This is a genomic window from Serratia sp. DFXYC6 (genome assembly GCF_057196085.1).
Map to the genome: position 1 here is coordinate 256,159 of NZ_JBXUNV010000001.1, position 18,196 is coordinate 274,354.

The 18,196-nt window shown below is 60.1% G+C and carries 19 protein-coding genes; 10 read left to right on the forward strand and 9 right to left on the reverse strand.

The annotated features are described in order from the left end of the window. Positions 1-190 precede the first annotated feature (190 nt). The 4 genes from AC2CGQ_RS01315 to AC2CGQ_RS01330 all read left to right on the forward strand — a co-directional run bounded on the left by AC2CGQ_RS01315 (position 191) and on the right by AC2CGQ_RS01330 (position 5,896). Positions 191-2,362: an ABC transporter permease subunit gene (locus tag AC2CGQ_RS01315; RefSeq protein WP_041922266.1), complete on the forward strand. Its 2,172-nt coding sequence runs from the start codon at positions 191-193 to the stop codon at positions 2,360-2,362. Continuing rightward, on the forward strand, positions 2,359-4,008 hold the full coding sequence (gene pstA, locus AC2CGQ_RS01320; RefSeq protein WP_015378727.1) for a phosphate ABC transporter permease PstA: 1,650 nt from the start codon (positions 2,359-2,361) through the stop codon (positions 4,006-4,008). Before AC2CGQ_RS01315 ends, pstA begins: the two co-directional genes overlap by 4 nt. 28 nt (positions 4,009-4,036) lie before the next feature. Then, a complete protein-coding gene (gene pstB, locus AC2CGQ_RS01325) occupies positions 4,037-4,849 on the forward strand; it encodes a phosphate ABC transporter ATP-binding protein PstB (RefSeq protein ID WP_004941613.1) in 813 nt (270 codons plus the stop codon). Between the two features lie 234 nt (positions 4,850-5,083). Next, a complete protein-coding gene (locus AC2CGQ_RS01330) occupies positions 5,084-5,896 on the forward strand; it encodes a hypothetical protein (RefSeq protein WP_166445306.1) in 813 nt (270 codons plus the stop codon). Between the two features lie 29 nt (positions 5,897-5,925). Here the strand turns inward: AC2CGQ_RS01330 and AC2CGQ_RS01335 are convergent, their stop codons facing one another. From AC2CGQ_RS01335 to purM, 4 genes are all read right to left on the reverse strand, one after another. Next, a complete protein-coding gene (locus AC2CGQ_RS01335; protein WP_084827287.1) occupies positions 5,926-6,141 on the reverse strand; it encodes a hypothetical protein in 216 nt (71 codons plus the stop codon). Between the two features lie 196 nt (positions 6,142-6,337). Beyond that, complete coding sequence (gene speG / locus AC2CGQ_RS01340) at positions 6,338-6,889, reverse strand: spermidine N1-acetyltransferase (RefSeq protein ID WP_021504418.1); 552 nt, start codon at positions 6,887-6,889, stop codon at positions 6,338-6,340. Positions 6,890-7,002: 113 nt separating this feature from the next. Then, positions 7,003-7,641 carry a phosphoribosylglycinamide formyltransferase gene (purN, locus tag AC2CGQ_RS01345; RefSeq protein ID WP_021504400.1) on the reverse strand — a complete coding sequence of 213 codons (639 nt, stop codon included), beginning with the start codon at positions 7,639-7,641 and terminating at the stop codon, positions 7,003-7,005. Further along, on the reverse strand, positions 7,641-8,678 hold the full coding sequence (gene purM, locus AC2CGQ_RS01350; protein ID WP_016926726.1) for a phosphoribosylformylglycinamidine cyclo-ligase: 1,038 nt from the start codon (positions 8,676-8,678) through the stop codon (positions 7,641-7,643). The genes purN and purM overlap by 1 nt, the downstream gene beginning before the upstream one ends. 255 nt (positions 8,679-8,933) lie before the next feature. On the opposite strand from purM, the gene upp reads away from it, so the two are divergent. Together upp and uraA are read left to right on the forward strand one after the other, a co-directional pair. After that, positions 8,934-9,560, forward strand: a complete 627-nt coding sequence (upp, locus tag AC2CGQ_RS01355; protein ID WP_004941642.1) for a uracil phosphoribosyltransferase — start codon at positions 8,934-8,936, stop codon at positions 9,558-9,560. A gap of 76 nt (positions 9,561-9,636) precedes the next feature. Next, a complete protein-coding gene (uraA, locus tag AC2CGQ_RS01360) occupies positions 9,637-10,926 on the forward strand; it encodes a uracil permease (RefSeq protein WP_484593428.1) in 1,290 nt (429 codons plus the stop codon). Positions 10,927-10,973: 47 nt separating this feature from the next. On the opposite strand, the gene AC2CGQ_RS01365 is transcribed toward uraA, so the two are convergent. Further along, a complete protein-coding gene (locus tag AC2CGQ_RS01365) occupies positions 10,974-11,222 on the reverse strand; it encodes a GlsB/YeaQ/YmgE family stress response membrane protein (RefSeq protein ID WP_004941647.1) in 249 nt (82 codons plus the stop codon). Between the two features lie 32 nt (positions 11,223-11,254). Beyond that, the gene (locus AC2CGQ_RS01370) at positions 11,255-11,770 is read right to left on the reverse strand and encodes a hypothetical protein (RefSeq protein ID WP_021504397.1); all 516 of its coding nucleotides are present in this window, start codon (positions 11,768-11,770) and stop codon (positions 11,255-11,257) included. A 272-nt stretch (positions 11,771-12,042) separates the two neighbouring features. Here AC2CGQ_RS01370 and hda point away from each other — a divergent pair, with 272 nt between their 5' ends. Further along, positions 12,043-12,744: a DnaA inactivator Hda gene (hda, locus tag AC2CGQ_RS01375; protein WP_025159568.1), complete on the forward strand. Its 702-nt coding sequence runs from the start codon at positions 12,043-12,045 to the stop codon at positions 12,742-12,744. A 48-nt stretch (positions 12,745-12,792) separates the two neighbouring features. On the opposite strand, the gene arsC is transcribed toward hda, so the two are convergent. Continuing rightward, on the reverse strand, positions 12,793-13,146 hold the full coding sequence (gene arsC, locus AC2CGQ_RS01380; protein WP_015378717.1) for an arsenate reductase (glutaredoxin): 354 nt from the start codon (positions 13,144-13,146) through the stop codon (positions 12,793-12,795). A 20-nt stretch (positions 13,147-13,166) separates the two neighbouring features. Continuing rightward, positions 13,167-14,636, reverse strand: coding sequence for a beta-barrel assembly-enhancing protease (gene bepA / locus AC2CGQ_RS01385; protein ID WP_004941664.1), 1,470 nt, complete (start codon positions 14,634-14,636; stop codon positions 13,167-13,169). Positions 14,637-14,975: 339 nt separating this feature from the next. On the opposite strand from bepA, the gene AC2CGQ_RS01390 reads away from it, so the two are divergent. Further along, the gene (locus AC2CGQ_RS01390) at positions 14,976-15,515 is read left to right on the forward strand and encodes an RrF2 family transcriptional regulator (RefSeq protein WP_015378716.1); all 540 of its coding nucleotides are present in this window, start codon (positions 14,976-14,978) and stop codon (positions 15,513-15,515) included. 163 nt (positions 15,516-15,678) lie between these two features. Further along, positions 15,679-16,887, forward strand: coding sequence for an NAD(P)/FAD-dependent oxidoreductase (locus AC2CGQ_RS01395; protein WP_015378715.1), 1,209 nt, complete (start codon positions 15,679-15,681; stop codon positions 16,885-16,887). A 34-nt stretch (positions 16,888-16,921) separates the two neighbouring features. On the opposite strand, the gene AC2CGQ_RS01400 is transcribed toward AC2CGQ_RS01395, so the two are convergent. Beyond that, complete coding sequence (locus AC2CGQ_RS01400) at positions 16,922-17,383, reverse strand: Lrp/AsnC family transcriptional regulator (protein WP_021504394.1); 462 nt, start codon at positions 17,381-17,383, stop codon at positions 16,922-16,924. Between the two features lie 194 nt (positions 17,384-17,577). Here AC2CGQ_RS01400 and AC2CGQ_RS01405 point away from each other — a divergent pair, with 194 nt between their 5' ends. Continuing rightward, complete coding sequence (locus AC2CGQ_RS01405) at positions 17,578-18,195, forward strand: LysE family translocator (RefSeq protein ID WP_021504393.1); 618 nt, start codon at positions 17,578-17,580, stop codon at positions 18,193-18,195. Position 18,196: the final 1 nt, after the last annotated feature.

Here is an 18,196-nt window from a genome sequence, read left to right on the forward strand (position 1 = left end):
CTTATTCTTGGCGTTATAAAGCGTGTTTATGGTCATTTTTCAGCAATATATCAAATTCATATTGTCTGATGGCAGTGTAAAAAACCTGAGTTATGGCGGGTAACTTTGTCATGCAAACGTCATAAAACTGACATAAGATGCCCGGTTATCTTACGGCGCAAGCCCGATTACATCAGCGACAGCGAGACACATGACACAGACGACGGCCAATCAACATCCCCGAGATCGCATGCGCGGGCGCATCGACCGCGGCGTGCAGGCGGCAGTGACCGCCAGCGGGCTGATGGTGCTGATGACGTTGATGCTGATCTTCGTTTATCTGCTGTTTGCGGTGCTGCCGTTGTTCAAACCGGCCTCGCTCGGCCAGGCGCAGCCGCTGCCGTTCACGGTATCGGCCCCGGCGCTGGCGCTGGGCATGGACGTGCAGCAGCGCGTCGGTTATCGCATCGACGCGCAGGGCGCGGGGCAATTTTATCGTCTGACGCCGGCGCCGAGCGGCCAGGCCCAGATGCCGCTGGCGCAGCAGACGCTGTTGGCCAAACCGACGCTGCTCGCGCAGGCCGCCGGCGAGCGCGATCTGTTTGCGCTGGCGCAGGCTGACGGCCGGTTTGTGGTGGCGCGCGCGGATTTCGCCACGGCTGAAAACGGCCGGCCGCAGTGGCAGTTCCCGCTCGGGCAGCAGCCATTGGCGCTGGATCCACAGCGCAAGCCGCTGAAGCTGCTGTCGCTGGCGGATGCGCATCGCGGGCAGTATCTGCTGGCCGGAGTGACCGACGATCGGCGGCTGGTGTTCGGCCGCTTCAGCCCCGACCGGCCGCCGCAGTTCAGCGAGCGGCCGCTGGAGCACGACGGGGAGCAGCTGGTGCTGACGCCGGATGGCCGCCAGCTTTATCTGCTGACCGGCAACCGGCTGGCGCGTTATCAGATCGACGGCGCACAGCTGCAGCTGCGTGAAACGCGTACCCTTGGCGAACACGCCCCGTATCAGATGACGGCGCTGCCCGGCGGCAGCGCGCTGCTGATCAAGGGCGCCGACGGCAATCTGCGCGAGTGGTTCGAGGTGGAAAAAGATCGGCGCTGGCGTCTGACGCCGGTGCAGCATTTCGACCACGGCGCCGACGGGCAGGAGCTGACGGTGGCTGAGCCTTACCGCCGGGTGTTCGCCACCCTGCGGCCCGATGGCGGCTTCTCGCTGTTCTCCGCCATTCAACCGCAGCCGCTGCTGAATACCCGTTTGGGCGCCGAGGTGCGGCAGATGGCGTTCGCGCCGCGCGGCGATGGCCTGCTGCTGGAGAGCGCGCAGGGCTGGCAGCGCTATGCGCTCGACAACCCTTATCCGGACGTTACCTGGCGTTCGTTGTGGGGCAAGGTGTGGTATGAGAACTACCCGCAGCCGGCCTATGTCTGGCAGTCCACCTCCGGCGAAGACAGTTACCAACCCAAATTCAGCCTGATGCCGGTGATCTTCGGCACCTTTAAGGCGGCGGCTTACGCGATGCTGTTCGCCATCCCGCTGGCCTTGGCCGGCGCCATCTATACCGCTTACTTTATGACGCCGGGGCTGCGGCGGGTGATCAAACCGGCTATCGAAGTGATGGGCGCGCTGCCGACGGTGGTGATCGGGCTGGTGGCCGGCATTTGGCTGGCGCCGATCATCGAGCAGTATCTGTTGGCGGTGCTGGCGTTGCCGCTGCTGCTGGCGGCGGCGGTGCTGCTGTGCGGCGCGTTGACCCATCGCTTTATGCCGCGCTGCCGGCCGGGCGTCGATCTGCTGTTGCTGCTGCCGCTGCTGGCGTTGACGGTGTGGCTGGCGCTCAACCTGGGGCCGCGGCTGGAGGTGGCGTTGTTCGGTGAGCCGCTGCATTTCTGGCTGGGGGATAATTATGACCAGCGCAATGCGCTGGTGGTAGGTGTGGCGATGGGCTTCGCGCTGGTGCCGATCATCTTCTCGCTGGCGGAGGACGCACTGTTCAGCGTGCCGGCGACCCTGAGCCAGGGTTCTTTGGCGCTGGGCGCTACCCAGTGGCAGACGGTGATCAAGGTGGTGCTGCCATCCGCCAGCGCCGGCATTTTCTCCGCGCTGATGATCGGCTTTGGCCGCGCGGTGGGGGAAACCATGATCGTGCTGATGGCTACCGGCAACACGCCGATTATCGACGGCAGCCTGTTCCAGGGGCTGCGCGCGCTGGCGGCCAACATCGCCATTGAAATGCCGGAGGCGGTCTCCGGCAGCAGCCATTACCGCGTGCTGTTCCTGACCGCGCTGGTGCTGTTTGTCTTCACCTTCGTGTTCAACACGCTGGCGGAGGCGGTGCGCCTGCGGCTGCGCAAGCGCTACACGCCGAATCAGGAGGCGCCATGAAGAACTGGGTGAAGAGCGGGTCGCCGTGGATATGGCTGACCGCCGGTTCGGTGGCCGTCAGCCTGCTGGCGCTGATCGGCATTCTGTTGCTGCTGGCCGGGCAGGGGATGCGCTATTTCTGGCCGAGCCCGGTTTATCAGTTCGAACTCAATCAGAACGGCGCCGGACCGGTGACGGTGATCGGTGAGCTGTACCAGCAGCAAAGCATTTCCCGGCGCCAGCTGGCCGAGGCGGGCGTTACGCCGCCGGGCGAGGCGCAGAGCGTCGAACGCTATCTGATTAAGGTCGGCAACCGCGAGCGCGAGGGGCAGGATTTCCGCACCTTGCTGGCCAGCGATGTCCACAGCCAAAGCACGCCGCGCAGCCTGCTGGTGCTGGAACGCGACAGCCACGGCACCGCTTACGGTTATCTGGCGGGGCTGCTGGAAGACGGGCAACCGCTGACTGGCCGCAATCTGGGGCAGGCGTTGCAGCAGCGCCTGCCGCAAATCGCCGCGCTCTCGCGCCAGGCGCACGACATTCAATTCCGCGACATGGCGCGCATCAATCAGCAGTTTGACGCGCTGCGGCTGCGGGAAAAGCGCCTGCAGCGCGACGATAAGCTGGACGCCCGCGCACAGGACGCCATCAAGGCCGAACGGCTGGAACTGCAGCGGCAGTATCAGCTGTTGTCCGAACGTCTGGCGGGGCTGAACCGCGATCGCCAGCGCGATGCGTTGCTGCTGCGCGACATGCACGGGCAGACGTTGACCATTCCGCTCAGCCAGGTGCGCGATGCCTGGTACCCGAACGCCATGAACACCACCGAGAAGCTGGCACACTGGGGCGAGCAGGTGAAGAAGTTCCTCACCGACAGCCCGCGCGAAGCGAATACCGAAGGCGGGGTGTTCCCGGCCATTTTCGGCACGGTGTTGATGGTGATCCTGATGTCGATCGTGGTGATGCCGTTTGGCGTAATTGCGGCGGTATATCTGCACGAATATGCCGGCAACAATCTGCTGACGCGGGTGATCCGCATCGCGGTGGTCAACCTGGCCGGCGTGCCTTCGATCGTCTACGGCGTTTTTGGCCTCGGCTTCTTTGTTTACATGATTGGCGGCACGCTCGATCAGCTGTTCTATCCCGAGTCCTTGCCCAACCCGACCTTCGGTACGCCCGGCGTGCTGTGGGCGGCGCTGACGTTGGCGCTGCTGACGCTGCCGGTGGTGATCGTCGCCACCGAGGAAGGGCTGTCGCGCATTCCCGCCTCGCTGCGGCAGGGCTCGATGGCGCTGGGCGCCAGCCGGGCCGAGACGTTGTGGCGCATCGTGCTGCCGATGGCGGCGCCGGCGATGATGACCGGCCTGATCCTGGCGGTGGCGCGCGCCGCCGGTGAGACGGCGCCGCTGATGCTGGTGGGGGTCGTGAAATCGGTGCCGGTGCTGCCGGTGGACGAGATTTTCCCGTATCTGCACCTGGAGCGGAAGTTCATGCATTTGAGCTTCCAGATCTACGATATGGCATTCCAGAGCCCGAGCGTGGAGGCGGCGCGGCCGCTGGTGTTCGCCACCGCCTTCCTGCTGGTGACGATCGTGGTGAGTTTGAATCTGGCGGCGATGGGTATCCGCCATTCGTTGAGGGAGCGGTACCGAGCATGGTCGCAGTAACAATGACGCTATTTTTGGGGAGTGCGTAATGGGTTTGATGACGCCAGGCAGTTTGCCCCGGCTGGATGTCCAGCATCTCGACGATGAACAGACCGCGCTGGCGGTCAACGGCCTGAACCTGTTTTATGGCGACAAACAGGTGCTGCATGATATTTCGCTGCGTATCCCGAAGCACCGGGTGACGGCTTTGATTGGCCCCTCGGGCTGCGGTAAATCGACGCTGCTGCGCTGTTTCAACCGCATGAACGATCTGGTGGACAACTGCCGTATCGAGGGCGAACTGCAGCTGAACGGCGCGGCGATCTCCGGCGCGCAGATCGACGTGGCGGCGCTGCGGCGGCGGGTGGGCATGGTGTTCCAGCGGCCGAACCCGTTCCCGAAATCGATCTATGAAAACGTGGTGTACGGCCTGCGGCTGCAGGGCGTGCGCGACCGGCGTTTGCTGGATGAGGCGGTGGAGCGTTCGCTGCGCGCCGCCGCGCTGTGGCATGAGGTGAAGGACCGGCTGCGCGAAAACGCGTTCCGCTTGTCCAGCGGCCAGCAGCAGCGCCTGGTGATCGCGCGCGCCATCGCCATCGAGCCGGAGGTGTTGCTGCTCGACGAGCCGACCTCGGCGCTGGATCCGATCTCCACGCTGACCATCGAAGAGCTGATTTCCGCACTCAAGCAGCGCTATAGCGTGGTGCTGGTGACGCACAACATGCAGCAGGCGGCGCGCGTCTCCGACTACACCGCCTTTATTCATCAGGGGCGGCTGGTGGAATACAACGACACCGACGCGATTTTTACCTCGCCGCGCCAGCGCCGCACCGAAGACTATATTACCGGGCGGTATGGGTGAGGGATGAGCGGCGCAAACCGGTGGGTTTACGCCGCTCATTGAATTTAAAGTCCAGCAGATATGGTTCGGTATCGCAATAAAAATCCTTTCATAATTATTTTTCCTACATTATTCATGCTATATAGAGGGTTCTCGATAAAAATCGTACCCTTGGTGATTTTTTAATTCATCATTTCATTTGTTTCTGCGTTTTATCGATGGATTAATAACTGTCTATAAAAGGAAATTATAAGCATGAATATTGATGAGGTTTATATCAAAGAATTATCTCTCCAGTTATTACCCCTACTGATCTCTGGAGTGGCATGGTGGTTTTTACGTTGGTTAAAGGGATATGATTCCCGACGACGTTGCCAGTTTGATAGCGTCAGCGATGTAAAACGCGTGTCCGTCCTGTCACGTATTCAGAAATTGCGGGATGCGCCGCAGAGTGGCATGACGTTGCTGCAAATTAAAGCGCTATATGAAAGTATTGGGATCCGCCTGCCGATATGGGTGGCGCATCAACTAGTGGACTATTTGGGCCGTGGACCGGTGGCATTGAACGACCTTGCGTTGAACAGTTTCTTGCGTCGTACTTCGCTTACAGCTAGCAAAAATGAAGACAACAAAGTATTTGCCCTCGATGTCAACCAGCTGTGTAAGCAGCGCTTTTTTGTGCTGATATTCTTTGTCGTCAGTGCGTTGGCTATCGCTTACGGTGTCTATACCAGCGTGCTTCCGTTGGGGGCAAGCGAAGCCACTGCCAGTAATATATTTTTGTTTTCATTATTCTTTTTCGCCTATTTGTTCTTGGCGTTGTTCGTTGTGGCTTGGTCAATTAATGAATGGGGAACCCTGCAGCATGCCAAGGCTTTCTGGCTGAAGTGGCAGCCCCACCTGTATCAGAACGAAGCGGAATATCAGGCGCATTGTCAGCATGCGTGCAATGTTGCGGCACAGGAAAACGTACCTGATATCACTTTGGAGACCGTTGCTGATTTGCCACCGGCCGAAAAGCCACAGCGTGGATGGCTGATGCGTAGGCTGGGCAAGAAAGATAATTAACTTCTAAGCGCCATATCAGAACATGGCTCTTAACGCGTTTTATCGGCGAGTCGCAGCACCACCCCCACCAGCAGCAACGCAGCGCCCGAGGCATAGAGCGGGAACCAACGCGTCCACCAGAGCGGGGAAAACAGCGGGGTGCTATTGGGATCTGCAGGCGCGTAGCCGCTATAGGTATTCAGGCCGGCGGCGATGGCGAGCATCGCCAGGCCGATAAAAAGCAGCAGGTTTGAGACGGTCGTCATGGCATTTTTCCTTTGTAGAGGTAGAGGGTAATTCTTACTATTAATTATTTTTCGATTAATTATCTTGAGGAATATTATTTATTTTCGTATTCATCAGGTTGTTTCCTGACGATAAAATAGCATGCCTTAATACTAGTCGCTTATTTGCCAATAAAAAACCCGCCTGGGCGGGTTTTCACTTTTTTCTCGCTAAGCGTCACTTTACCAGCGGCTTCTCATTGGGCGTTTTGAACTTCGCCAGATATTGCGGCTGGAAGATGCACATGCGCAGCACGGTGCGGTATTCGCCGTTGACGAAGAACTCGTCGATCAGCTCGCCTTCCACGTTGAAGCCCAGCTTGCTGTAGATGTGGATCGCCTTCGGGTTCTCCTTGTCGACGATCAGGTACAGTTTGTACAGGTTCAGCACCGAGAAGCCGTAGTCCATCGCCAGCCGGGCGGCGGTGCTGGCGTAGCCTTTGCCCTGATGGGCGGGATCGATGATGATCTGGAATTCTGCGCGGCGGTGGATGTGATCGATCTCCACCAGTTCCACCAAGCCGACCTTGGCGCCTTCGTGCTCGATGATAAAGCGGCGCTCGCTCTGATCGTGGATGTGTTTGTCGTAGAGATCGGAAAGTTCGACAAAGGCTTCATAGGGTTCTTCAAACCAATAGCGCATAACGCTGGCGTTGTTGTCCATCTGGTGGACGAACGACAGATCGTCCCGTTCCAATGGGCGTAATCTGACGCTGGCAGTGCTGGACATGTGGGCTCCTCTGTGCCGTGAAATTGTGCAAAGTATAACTTCACAGAATGGATGAAGGCGAAAAAAAACGGCGCCGCGTGGGCGCCGTTTAGGCAAGGTTCAGGCTGCGCGCATCAGTCGGCGGCGTGCCCCTGCTCAGGCAGGCGTTCGCCGTCCAGCCAGGCGGCGCCGTCGCGCATCGCCAGGCGGCCGTCGACGAACCAGCTCACCACCAGCGGATAGATCGTGTGTTCCTGGGTTTGCACCCGTTCAACCACGTCATCCTCTTCATCGTCAGCGAAAATCGGCACCTTGGCCTGCAAGATCACCGGGCCGCCGTCGAGCTGTTCGGTCACGAAGTGCACCGAGGTGCCGTGTTCGCTGTCGCCGTTGTCGATGGCCTGACGATGCGTATGCAGCCCCGGGTATTTCGGCAGCAGGGAAGGGTGAATGTTCAGCATGCGACCGGCATAGCGCTGCACGAACTGCGGGCTGAGGATGCGCATGTAGCCGGCCAGCACCACCAGATCGGGCTGATGTTGGTCGATGGCGTCCGCCAGCGCGGCGTCGAACGCCGTGCGATCGGCGTAAGCCTTGGCATCCAGCGCCTGGGCGGCGATGCCCGCCGCTTCGGCGCGCTGCAGGCCGTAAGCCTGCGCCTTGTTGCTGAATACCGCCACGATCTCGGCGGCGATGCGGCCCTGCTGGCAGGCGTCAATCAGGGCCTGGAGATTGCTCCCCTGGCCGGAGACCAACACCACGATCTTTTTCATCAGTTGATGACCACTTGTTGTTCGTCGGAAGAGGCAGTCAGTTTACCGATTTTCCACGCTTTTTCACCTGCCGCGGTCAGCAGCGCGATGGCCGCTTCCACTTCGGCTTCCGGCAGGGCGATGACCATGCCTACGCCGCAGTTGAAGGTGCGGTACATTTCATGACGGCTGACGTTGCCGGCCTGCTGCAGCCAGGTGAACACCGCCGGCCACTGCCAGCTGGCTTCGTCGATCACCGCCTGCATGCCTTCCGGCAGCACGCGTGGAATATTTTCCCAGAAGCCGCCGCCGGTGAGGTGAGCGATGGCGTGGACGTCCACCTTCTCGATCAGCTCCAGCACGGACTTCACGTAAATTTTGGTCGGCGCCAGCAGGTGGTCGGCCAGCGGTTTGCCTTCCAGCTGGGTGGCGGTCGGATCGGTGTTGCTCACTTCCAGGATCTTGCGCACCAGCGAGTAGCCGTTGGAGTGCGGGCCGGAAGCGCCCAGGGCGATCAGCGCATCGCCGGACTGCACTTTGCTACCGTCGATGATCTCGGATTTTTCGACTACGCCGACGCAGAAACCGGCCACGTCGTAATCTTCGCCGTGGTACATGCCCGGCATTTCAGCGGTTTCGCCGCCCACCAACGCACAGCCGGACTGCTTGCAGCCTTCGGCGATGCCGGTGATCACGCTGGCCGCAGTGTCTACGTCCAGTTTGCCGGTGGCGTAGTAGTCGAGGAAGAACAGCGGCTCGGCGCCCTGAACCACCAGATCGTTGACGCACATCGCCACCAGATCGATGCCGATGGTGTCGTGGCGTTTCAGATCCATCGCCAGACGCAGCTTGGTGCCCACGCCGTCGGTACCGGAAACCAGCACCGGCTCGCGGTATTTCTGCGGCAACGCACACAGGGCGCCAAACCCGCCCAGACCGCCCATCACTTCCGGGCGACGGGTCTGTTTAACTACACCTTTGATGCGATCTACCAATGCGTTGCCTGCATCGATATCGACACCTGCGTCTTTATAGCTGAGAGAGGTTTTGTCGGTCACTGCGCGATTCCCCACGACGGTTTGCGGTTTGAAAACTGTGCTTCCGATGTTGATTCCGGAATAAGGCGCGGCAATTCTAACAGCGCAGGCAAACGTTTGCGAGCGGCTTGTGAACCGGCTCTGCTTTTTCGTCATCTATACTGATATTCAAACTTTTGTTGATCCCGATCGGGCTATTGTGGGTGGCGCGGCGAAAAAAAGGAGGTATAATCCCGCGATTTTTTTGGCCGCAACCACCTTAATAGGAGAAAAATGATGAAGATCGTTGAGGTGAAACACCCGCTGGTAAAACACAAGCTTGGCCTGATGCGCGAAAATGACATCAGCACCAAACGCTTCCGTGAGCTGGCCTCAGAAGTGGGTAGTTTACTGACCTATGAAGCGACCGCCGATCTGGAGACGGAAAAAGTCACCATCGAAGGCTGGTGCGGGCCAGTTGAAGTGGACCAGATCAAAGGGAAAAAGATTACCGTAGTACCAATCCTGCGTGCCGGTCTGGGCATGATGGAAGGGGTGCTGGAGCACGTGCCGAGCGCGCGCATCAGCGTGGTGGGCGTATACCGCGACGAAGAAACCCTGGAGCCGGTGCCGTATTTCCAGAAGCTGGTTTCCAACATCGAAGAGCGCATGGCGCTGGTCGTCGACCCGATGCTGGCCACCGGCGGTTCGATGATCGCCACTATCGATCTGCTGAAGAAAGCCGGCTGTCACAGCATCAAGGTGCTGGTTCTGGTCGCGGCGCCGGAAGGCATCGCCGCACTGGAGAAAGCGCACCCGGACGTTGAACTGTACACCGCTTCCATCGATCAGTGTCTGAACGACAAGGGCTACATCGTGCCTGGCCTGGGCGATGCGGGCGACAAGATATTTGGTACCAAGTAAACATTTGAGCCGACTTAATGAGTCGGCTTTTTTTTGACTAAAACCTATAAAACCAATAAACCGAGGAAAAACACACATGACCCGTCGCGCCATCGGCGTCAGCGAGCGCCCGCCGCTGCTCCAGACCATTCCGCTCAGCTTCCAGCACCTGTTCGCCATGTTTGGTGCCACCGTGCTGGTGCCTATCCTGTTCAAGATCAACCCGGCGACCGTGCTGCTGTTCAACGGCATCGGCACGCTGCTGTATCTGTTCATCTGTAAAGGCAAGATCCCGGCCTACCTCGGTTCCAGCTTCGCGTTTATCTCGCCGGTGCTGCTGCTGTTGCCGCTCGGTTATGAAGTGGCGTTAGGCGGTTTCATCATGTGCGGCGTGCTGTTCTGTCTGGTGGCGCTGATCGTGAAAAAGGCCGGCACCGGCTGGCTGGATGTGATGTTCCCGCCGGCGGCGATGGGGGCGATCGTCGCCGTCATTGGCCTGGAGTTGGCGGGCGTGGCGGCCAATATGGCGGGGCTGCTGCCGGATGAAGGCGCCAGCGCCGACTCGACCACCATCACCATTTCGCTGGTGACGCTGGCGGTCACGGTGCTCGGTTCAGTGCTGTTCCGCGGCTTCCTGGCGATTATCCCGATCCTGATCGGCGTGCTGGTGGGCTATGCGTTGTCATTCTTCATGGGCGTGGTGGATTTGACTCCGATCCGCGAGGCGCACTGGTTCGCGCTGCCGACCTTCTACACCCCGCGCTTTGAGTGGTTCGCCATCTTCACCATTCTGCCGGCGGCGCTGGTGGTGATCGCCGAGCACGTCGGCCACCTGGTGGTGACCGCCAACATTGTGAAAAAAGACCTGATCCGCGATCCGGGCCTGCACCGCTCGATGTTCGCCAACGGCATCTCGACGGTATTCTCCGGCTTCTTCGGCTCCACGCCGAACACCACCTACGGCGAGAACATCGGCGTGATGGCCATCACCAAGGTCTACAGCACCTGGGTGATCGGCGGCGCGGCGGTGCTGGCGATCCTGTTGTCCTGCATCGGCAAGCTGGCGGCGGCGATCCAGGCGGTGCCGGTGCCGGTGATGGGCGGCGTTTCCCTGCTGCTGTACGGCGTGATCGGCGCCTCGGGCATTCGCGTGTTGATCGAGTCCAAAGTGGATTACAACAAAGCGCAAAACCTGATTTTAACCTCGGTGATCCTGATTATCGGCGTGAGCGGCGCCAAGGTGCACATCGGCGCGGCGGAGCTGAAAGGCATGGCGCTGGCGACCATCGTCGGCATTGGCTTGAGCCTGCTGTTCAAGGTCATCAGCCTGTTCCGCAAGGAAGAAGAGGTGCTCGACGCGCCGGACGAACCGGCAGAGCAGAAGTAACGAAAAGGGCAGCCCAGGGGCTGCCCTTTTGACTGATGGCATTCGCCTCAGCTGCGAATTTTGCGGTACACGAACAGCACCACGATGGCGCCGATAACCGCCACCACGAAGCTGCCGAAGTTGAAGCCGTCAACCTTGCCGTAGCCGAAGAAGGTGCTGATATAGCCGCCGACCACGGCGCCGACGATCCCCAGCACAACGGTCAGGATAAAGCCGCCGCCGTCTTTGCCGGGCATGATCCACTTAGCTAAAATACCGGCGATCAGGCCGAAGATAATCCAGGAAATAATCCCCATTTACTGCTCCTTACTTTATTGCTGAGTATGGCTTATTGCTGGGCGGCCGGTTGCGTATTGCCGTTCACCGCCGCATCTGTTTCTTGTTTCAACTCTTGCGCTTTGTTTTCGGCGCTGTTCTTGATGGCTTCGGTCTTGGCCTTGGCCTGCTCGGTCAAATCGTTGGCGCCGTTGATGGCGTCGTTCTTGATGGCCTTGGCCTGATCCACCAACTGCTGGCTCTGCTTGCCGGCGTCATCTTTGATCGCGGCGGCCTTGGCCTTGGCGTCGTTGGTGATGGCGTCCGCCTGCTTGGCGGCTTCATCTTTAATCGCCGAAGCTTTGTCCTTCAGCTGGTCAGCCTGCGTGGCGGCCTCTTTTTTGATTTCATCCGCCGTCGCTTTCGCCTTGTCCGTCAGATCGTCCGCTTTTTTCTGGGCGGCGTCTTTCATCTGCTCGGCGCTGTCTTTGGCTTTATCCAGGTTGGCGTCAACCTTGGACGAGTCATCACAGCCGGCAACCAACAACCCGATAAAGGAGGCCAACAGCACTTTATTCCATACTTTCATCGTCTATATCCTTGCAGAAACCTTGTTGATGGTGATTGCGTTTAGCCTACCTATACTAGGCCAGATTTGGCTTAAATGACAAATTTAACCTGCGCAGGCATGGGCTTAGGGAATGATATCGGATAATTCTTGCCTTGGTGGGAGCCGCAGCCAATCAAGCGGCGCTTAGGCATTGTTCACTATTGCGGCATAAGATCCTGCCGGTTCAACAGCGCCCGTTTTCTGTGTTAAACTGCCCACGTTTTTCTGCCAGTTTTGGTTGAGGTGCTTCTCTGAATACGCCGGCACAGCTTTCACTGCCACTTTATCTTCCCGATGATGAAACTTTCGCCAGTTTTTATCCGGGCGAGAACCCATCCCTATTAGCCGCGATCCAATCCGCCGTCCGTCAGGAACATGGCAGCTATATCTATTTCTGGTCGCGTGAAGGCGGCGGGCGCAGCCATTTGCTGCATGCGGCCTGCGCCGAGCTTTCGCAGAAGGGGGAAGCGGTGGGCTATGTGCCGCTCGACAAGCGCGCTTACTTCGTGCCTGAAGTATTGGACGGCATGGAACAGCTGGCGCTGGTCTGCATCGACAATATCGAATGCATCGCCGGCGACGAAGAGTGGGAGATGGCGATCTTCAACCTTTACAACCGCATCCTGGAAACCGGCCGCACCCGTTTGTTCATCACCGGGGATCGCCCGCCGCGTCAGCTGAACCTGCGTTTACCGGATCTGGCTTCGCGTCTGGACTGGGGGCAGATCTACAAGCTGCAGCCGCTGTCGGACGAAGAGAAGCTGCTGGCGCTGCAGCTGCGCGGCAAACTGCGCGGCTTCGAGCTGCCGGAAGACGTGGGCCGCTTCCTGCTGAAGCGGCTGGATCGCGAGATGCGCACGCTGTTTATGACCCTCGATCAGCTCGATCGCGCCTCGATCACCGCCCAACGCAAGCTGACCATTCCGTTCGTTAAAGAGATCCTGGGGCTGTAGCCGCTACCGTAAAAGAAAGGGCGCAATAGTCCGCGCCCGAATTCGAATTTACAAAATCTCCAGCACCTGCTCCGGTGGCCGGCCGATGCGCGCCTTGCTGCCTTTCACCACGATCGGTCGTTCGATCAGTTTCGGGTTTGCCGTCATCGCCGCCAGCAGTTGCTCTTCGCTCAGGCTGTCGTCCGCCAGCTTCAATTCCTTGTACAGATCTTCTTTTTTGCGCATCAGATCGCGCGCCGATGTGAAGCCCAGTTCTTTCAATAGTTTTTTCAGCTCATCGACCGTAGGGGGCGTATCGAGGTACAGCACTACCTTGGGATCGACACCGTGCTGCTCCAGCAGCGCCAGGGTTTCACGGCTCTTGGAGCAGCGCGGGTTATGGTAAATCGTGACGTTTTTCATGGCGTTCATTCCTTGTTGAATCAGCTGCGCTGGTATTGGCGGAAGCGCTGTTGCAGTTGGCGCAGCTGGTCGATGCGCGCATCGTAGCGCGCCTGTTTCAGGCTGCCGAGTTTCTGCAGCGAGCTGGCATTGCTGAGCAGGCCGATGGCCTGATCGAGCCGGCCGGTCAGCGCCAGGCTTTCGGCGCGGGCCGACAGCTCTTCATCGCGCAGCCCCTGAGCGGCGCTGGCCTGCGCCAGCAGATCCCAGCCGTTCGGATCGTCCGGATGGGCAAAGGTGTAGCGGTTCAGGATCTTCGACGCCTGCGCCGGCTGGTTGCCTTCGACATAGGCGTTGGCCAGATTGAGCTGCAGCACCGGGTTGTTGTTCTGGGCGGCGTTGGCCGCCTGCAGGCGGGCGATGGCCTGCGGCGCGCGTTTCTGACCGAGATCGATGTCGGTCATCAGGTCGATCAGCCAGACGTTTTTCGCATCCTGCGCCAGCATCGGCTGAATGATGTTGCGCGCGTCGTCGTATTTTTTCGCTTCATAGAACAGAATGGCGCGGCCGTATTTGGCGGCCGCCTGTTCGCGCACGTTGCCCTTGCTGAGTGAGCCGAGCAGCTCTTCGTTCAGGCCGTAGCCTTCCGAGCTGTACATGCCCAGGGCGCGCACCTTGGCCATCAGGTAGTCCTGCGAAGACTGCACGATGTGTTTCGGCATCTGGTTGGCGCGGTTGCGCGCGTCGGAGAGGCGGCTGTCCGGCAACGGGTGCGTCAGCAGCATTTCCGGCGGCTTGGAGGCGTAGCGCGACTGATCCGAGAGTTTCTGCAGGAAGTCGGGCATGGCTTCCGGATCGAAACCGGCGCGCTGCAGCACCTGAATGCCGATGCGGTCGGCTTCCTGTTCGTTCGATTGGGTAAAGCTGATCATGCCTTGCTGGGTGCCGGCCATGGTGCCGCTCAGCGCCGCCATGCCCATGGTCGGGTTGGCCATCGCCAGCAGAATGGAACCGAGTGCGCCCACCCAGGTCAGCGGGGCGTTGCGCTGCTGATCTTCCATGGCGCGCGCCAGGTGGCGCTGGGTGACGTGCGAGATTTCGTGCGCCAGCACCGAGGCCAGCTGGCTTTCGTTGTCGCTGACGCGGAACAGGGCGGAATGCAGCACCACGTTGCCGCCGAAGAAGGCGAAGGCGTTGATTTCGTCGTTGCGCACCAGATAGAAATGGAACGGCGTGCGCACCGAATAGGCGCTGGCCACCAGCCGGTTGCCCAGCTGATTGATGTACTGGCTCAGCAGCGGATCGTTGATCAGCGGGGCGCTGGCGCGCAGTTGGCGCACATAGAAATCGCCCATCGCCAGCTCTTGTCCGATGCTCAGGGTGCCGCCGGCGGAGGTGCCCATATCCGGCAACTGGTCCTGGCTTTCCGCCTGTGCTGGCGCCAGGGCGGTGGCGTTCAGCGTGCTGAGCAGCAGCACCGCTAACGCGGTTTTGGTCAACCGGTTGGTCATAGTCAGGCGTTTCCCTTAAATAATCATTTCTAAGACGTCAGCAGCAGACAAGAGTTCTTTATTCCCGCGGCGCAATCCGCGCGAAAGTGCGGCGGCTCACAAACCGCGGCGGCGGCACCCATCACATCATAGTCAGCCGCAGGCGACAAGGAAACGTTAGCCGAGCGCGAATCGAGCAAAAAAGTTTTATTTTTCATTTTGAAGGGCGCTTTTTCGTCGCTGGCGACATGCATTTTGAATTGAACGCGGACAAAGTTGATCCGTGTTTTATTGACAGGATAAACGCAGACTCATATAGTCTGCGTTATTGAAGATTCACTGACGGTCGAAAACGGACATATGGCGTACATCACAACCAGCGTTGAATATGGCATCCACTGCCTGCTGTGGCTGGTCGGCGATAACCAGCGCGCGCTCAGCAGCCGCGAACTCGCCGAGCTGCAGGGCATCTCCCCCAGCTTTCTGGCCAAGATTTTTCCCAAGCTGGAAAAGGCGGGGATCGTCGCCGCCAGCGAAGGGGTGCGCGGCGGTTACCGGCTGGCCCGTCCGGCGGACGAGATCAGTTTTCTGGAAATTATCGACGCCATCGAGGGGCACAAGCCGCTGTTCGATTGCCAGGAGGTGCGCGGGCGCTGTGCGGTGTTCGATGATTCCCCGCCGGATTGGGCGGTCTCCGGCAAATGCGCTATCCATGCGGTGATGCTGCAGGCGGAGAAGGCGATGCGCGATGCGCTGGCGGCGCAGACCCTCGGCGACGTCGCGGCCCGCTTTGGCCGCAAAGCGCCGCAAGGCTTCTTCGGTGAGGTCAACCTCTGGCTCGACGAACGCATGACGGAACGCACCGCGCGCAGCGGCAAAACGGCGCGCGCCAAAACCTAAGCTCCGCCTTTCCTTAAAAAAGCGAAACACACTTTTCCCGCCTCTTCGGAAGGGGCGGGCGGGCCTTCTGCACCCTGTTACGGGAGCGGAACGGCATCGTTCATCCGAAAACACTGCGGGCAAGCCTTATCGCCCGGTTAACCCTGTATGAAGGAGTCATCCCATGACGCAGAAAATAGTGATTGCCGGTTCCGGTTTTGCCGGTTTTTGGGCCGCCGTATCCGCCATGCGCGCCATTACCCTCGCCGGTAAGCATGACGATATCGAGGTGCTCATGGTCTCGCCGACCCCAACGGTCACCATCCGCCCGCGCCTGTATGAAGCGGTGTTGGAAAACATGAACCCGGACATTTCCGCGCAGCTCGCCGCCGTTGGCGTGCGACACCTGGCCGGGGTTGTTGAGCGTATCGATGCCGCTGCTAAAACGCTCACGGTGGCGCCGACGGCGGGGGAACCCCTTGAGTTGGCCTACGATCGTTTGGTGTGGGCCACCGGCAGCCGGCTGTCCGTGCCTGCGGTGCCGGGCTTTGCCGAATACGGTTTCAACGTCGATACGCTGGAAAGCGCTCAGCGTTTGGGCGCCCATATCAATGCGCTGGCGGCCAAACCTTCGACGCCTGCGCGCAACACTGCCGTGGTAGTGGGCGCGGGGCTGACCGGGCTGGAGAGCGCGGCGGAGATGCCGCAGCGGCTGCGGGATGCGCTGGGCAAAGACGAGAACGTGCGCGTGGTGATCGTCGATACCGCGCCGGAAGTAGGCGCGGGGATGGGGGCAGAGCCGGGGGCGGTGATACGCCAGGCGTTGGCGGAGTGCGGCGTGGAAGCGCGGGCCGGCCTGCGCGTCTCGGCCATCGACGCTGAGGGAGTGATGCTGTCGAACGGTGAGCGTATCGCTGCCAACACGGTGATCCTGGCGGCGGGCGTGCGGGCGCATCCGCTGACCGAGCAGATCCCTGGCGAGCGCGACGGCAGCGGCCGGGTGATCGGCGATGCCTTCCTGCGCGCGCCGGCGGCGGCGGGCATTTTCGTGACCGGCGATACGGTGAAGGCGGCGACCGACGATCTCGGTAATCACAACCTGATGACCTGCCAGCATGCGATGAGCCTTGGCCGCGTGGCCGGCCACAATGCGGCGGCGGAGCTGGCGGGGTTGCCGACGCATCCGTACAGCCAGCCGAAGTATGTGACCTGCCTGGATTTGGGGCCCTGGGGCGCGCTCTATACCGAAGGCTGGCAGCGCCAGGTGCGCTTTACCCGCCAGGAAGGCAAAAAGATTAAGCAGGAGATCAACACGCAGTGGATTTATCCGCCGGCGGCGGATCGCGAGGCGCTGTTCGCCATCGCCAATCCGGATTTCGTGATTGTGCCTTAAGGTCGTCAAAACGGGAGCGGCAACGTTCCCGTCCTCATTTTCCCAACGGCAGGAACGAGCGTTCCGGCACCACGGTTTTCATCACCAGCGTGGAGCTCAGGCGTTGCACGCCCGGCAGGGCGGAGAGCTTCTCGTCGTAAAGTTGCTGGAAGGCGGGCAGATCGCGGGCTATAACGTGCAGCAGATAGTCGGGATCGCCAAACAACCGCTGTGCTTGCACCACCTGGGGAATGTCCACCATGGCGTTTTCGAAGGTTTCAACGGCGCGGCGATCGCCTTCGCGCATGGTGACGAACACCAGAGCGGAAAAGTTATAGCCCAGGCTGCCGGGATCGAGTTGGGCGCGGTAACCCCTGATCACCCCAGACTCCTCTAATGCCCGCACCCGGCGGTGACAGGGAGACACGCTCAAACCGATCCGCTCGGCCAGCTCGGTCACCGACAACCGGCCGTCGGTCTGCAATTCAGCAAGAATCTTGCGATCAATCTTATCCATTTGGAAAAATTTCCCCGTTTATGCCGATTTAAGGCAAGTAATTGAAAGCACATTTTAACGTCATGAGGATATTCTTGCCATCTGTTGAACGGTTTTGACGGCCCCCGCGGCAGGCGGAGGCCGTTCTTCTTCCACGAGGAAAGCGCAATGGTTCTCTGTTCGGTGTGGCGCGGTGCGTTTGAGAGGGCGCCGGCATGACGCTCGCTCTGTTCGCCGCGTTTTGGGCGGTGTCGATTTTGTTGGTGATCACGCCGGGTATGGATTGGGCCTATGTGATCTCGGCGGGTATTCGCGGTCGGGTGGTAGTGCCCGCCGTCGCCGGTTTGCTGTTTGGCCATTTGTTGATGATTGCGATCGTGGTGGCGGGCGTCGGCGCGCTGCTGGTCGGCAACCCGCTGGCGCTGACGGCGCTCACCCTGTTGGGGGCGGCTTACCTCTTGTGGATCGGTTTCAACATGCTGTTGCACCCGCCGGTGCCCGGCGCCGGTGAAGATCAGCGTTCTGATTCCTGGCTGCGCTGGGCCGGCAAAGGCGTGTGCGTCAGCGGGCTGAACCCCAAGGTGTTTCTGCTGTTTCTGGCGCTGCTGCCACAATTTACCGACACCCGAGCCGAATGGTCGGTGCCGATGCAGATGCTGGCGTTGGGCGTCGTGCATTTGATCAGCTGCGGCCTGGTGTATCTGCTGGTGGGGTTTGGTTCGCAGTCGGTGCTGCGCACGCGTCCGCAGGCCGCAAAGGTGGTGGGGCGCATCTCCGGCGCGGCGATGATCGTCATCGCCCTCGGGCTGCTGGCCGAGCAGGCGCTGAAATAGC